We start from the raw sequence: 2,207 nt of genomic DNA, 5'->3' as shown, positions 1-2,207 counted from the left end.
TTATCTTTTCGATAGCCTATAAAAGCCCCAATAGCTGCTCCAATTTCTGTCCAATCATCAGAAACAAATCCAGAGCCAGGAATAAAATCTATGACAGAACCAAGAATAGCTCCTATCAAAGCTGAAGAAGTCATGTTGCTTTCCGTTAGCTTTTCAAAACCTCCTTTCATATTGCTCACAAAACGATCTTGTTTATCTTCAGGGAGTTTATTTTTTAGTTTTAGGATTTTTTCCTTAACGTCTGTAGGTATTTCCATTTACTCCTCCTTATTTAGCGTTAGGAATGGACGAAACAACTTCCCCATTTGAAAATTGGACTGTACCGTTATTCAACGGTGTGTCTCAATGAAATGTCCAAGTTATTTCATCCCCGTTCCTTAGTTAATTTGTATTATGTTATATCAGTTGCTTCTGTATAGCCTAACGCAAACATCTGCGGCTTGCCCGTAGCATGTTTTGGTTAGGGAATATTCCGGTTCTGTATTTGGATTGTTTATTTTTATCAACAATTGTTGTATATTTTCAACAAGCACTTTCATCCTGCATTAATATTCTGATCTCCTTTCGAATGCTCCCAGTTATTTCCATCACCATTGCCGGTTCCGCCATGACCCAAACAACAGCACACAATTTTGATGTTTATCAGCCCCGCAATCCCAAGGCAAGCGCATACTACCAATGTGTTGAGAACCACTTTGAAGAACTGGAGGGGGTTTGGGACGCCATGTATGCATCCCGCCTGGGTTTCTGGCGGACATACGTCATGACCGTAATCTATCGGTACCTGGACTGCGGAGATCTACACATGGGGTTTGCCCGGATCCGCTGTGATGACTGTGGCCATGAGTACCTCCTGGCATTCTCATGCAAACGAAGACAATTCTGTCCCTCCTGCCACCAGAAACGGGTTGTCGAATACGGAGAATGGCTGCTTTCCAATGTGCTCAAGGATGTGCCCCACCGGCAGTGGGTGTTCAGTATCCCCAAGCGGCTGCGGATCTATTTTCTTTTTGACCGGAAACTATTGGCAAAGTTGTCTGTCTGCGCCTGGAACGTCATCAAAAGGTATCTCCAATCCAGTGTGGCTGATAAGGATGCTGTGCCCGGCGCCAGTATCGCAGTGCAGACCTATGGAGATTTCCTGAACTTCAACCCTCATCTGCATGCCATTGTTTCCGACGGCTGCTTTTCAAAAGATGGTGATTTCCACATGGCTCCGGGATTCATACTGGAAGACCTGGAAGAAATTTTCCAGTATGAGGTGCTCAAGATGCTCAAAAAAGAGGGCAAGATAACTGATGCCGTTATCGAAAACATGCTGTCATGGCGGCATTCAGGCTTCCATGTTTATATCGGTGACAAGATCTCTTCCAATGACCAGGCCAGCCTCGGCAATCTTGCCCGGTACATTATCCGTGCCTGTTTCTCCCAGGAACGTATGGTTTATATCCCGGCGGAAGAATCCGATGACGGTATTGCAAAGGTTGTTTATACCTCGAAGGATCGGAAAGATCGGAAGGTTTTCACTGCCCTGGACTGGCTGGCCAGACTGGTGACGCACATTCCCGGCCGGTATGAGCAGACTGTCAGGTACTACGGTCACTATTCGAACAAATCACGGGGGCTGCGGAAAAAGGCTGGTACGGATGATACCATTCCCACCGTTATCCCGAACGAGATGTCTTCCAAAGAGTTCCGGCAAAATTGGGCTCGCCTGATTCAGAAAATCTATGAGGTAGACCCGCTGACCTGCCCCAAATGCCAGGGCTCAATGCGTATCATAAGTTTCATCGAAGAACTGGACATCATCGAACAAATTTTGCGCCACCTTGGACTTTGGGACATCCGCAACCATGATCCGCCGAAATCCATTATTTCCAATTCTATCCCTGATTTGACTTATGATTTTTCCGATTCCCAAATCCCGGCAGGCGGCTGGCACTAATTTTAGCGCTTTGGGGGATTTCCGGTGGAGTATGGTCGAAATTAGCCCAAAAGATAGCTGTTCTGCTCTTTTTCAGCTGTTCAAGATCCGATTTTATATCTTTCTCTTTCAAGGATTGTTTCCGACCCCAACCGCCGTCCCCCCAGCCGGGAGCGCCCACAACATGTTGTGGGCGCTCCCGGCTGGGGCCATATTTCAGGCTCTTGATCATCTTTACATCTTTCGCTATACATTGCTTGGCAAAAAGCAACCTCCTATCCCT

The 2,207-nt window shown here is 46.5% G+C and carries 3 protein-coding genes; 2 read left to right on the top strand and 1 reads right to left on the bottom strand.

The window, feature by feature from the left end; genetic code table 11:
* Window positions 1-257 (bottom strand): hypothetical protein (locus Q366_RS19110; RefSeq protein ID WP_035242408.1); only part of this gene is annotated, 257 nt, incomplete at its 3' end.
* Window positions 258-568: 311 nt separating this feature from the next.
* Here Q366_RS19110 and Q366_RS19105 point away from each other — a divergent pair.
* Window positions 569-1,945, top strand: coding sequence for an IS91 family transposase (locus tag Q366_RS19105; RefSeq protein WP_245620029.1), 1,377 nt, complete (start codon window positions 569-571; stop codon window positions 1,943-1,945).
* Between the two features lie 31 nt (window positions 1,946-1,976).
* On the top strand, window positions 1,977-2,207 hold a 231-nt coding region (locus Q366_RS21845; RefSeq protein ID WP_035242406.1), incomplete at its 3' end, for a hypothetical protein.

Source organism: Desulfobacter vibrioformis DSM 8776, assembly GCF_000745975.1.
In the GTDB taxonomy this organism is placed as follows: Bacteria; Desulfobacterota; Desulfobacteria; order Desulfobacterales; family Desulfobacteraceae; genus Desulfobacter; species Desulfobacter vibrioformis.
This window is presented reverse-complemented; position numbering and strand designations above follow the sequence as displayed.

Coding starts and splice junctions, on each gene's coding strand:
- Q366_RS19105 (WP_245620029.1), top strand. CDS start 569: ATGCTCCCAGTTATTTCCATCACCATTGCCGGTTCCGCCATGACCCAA.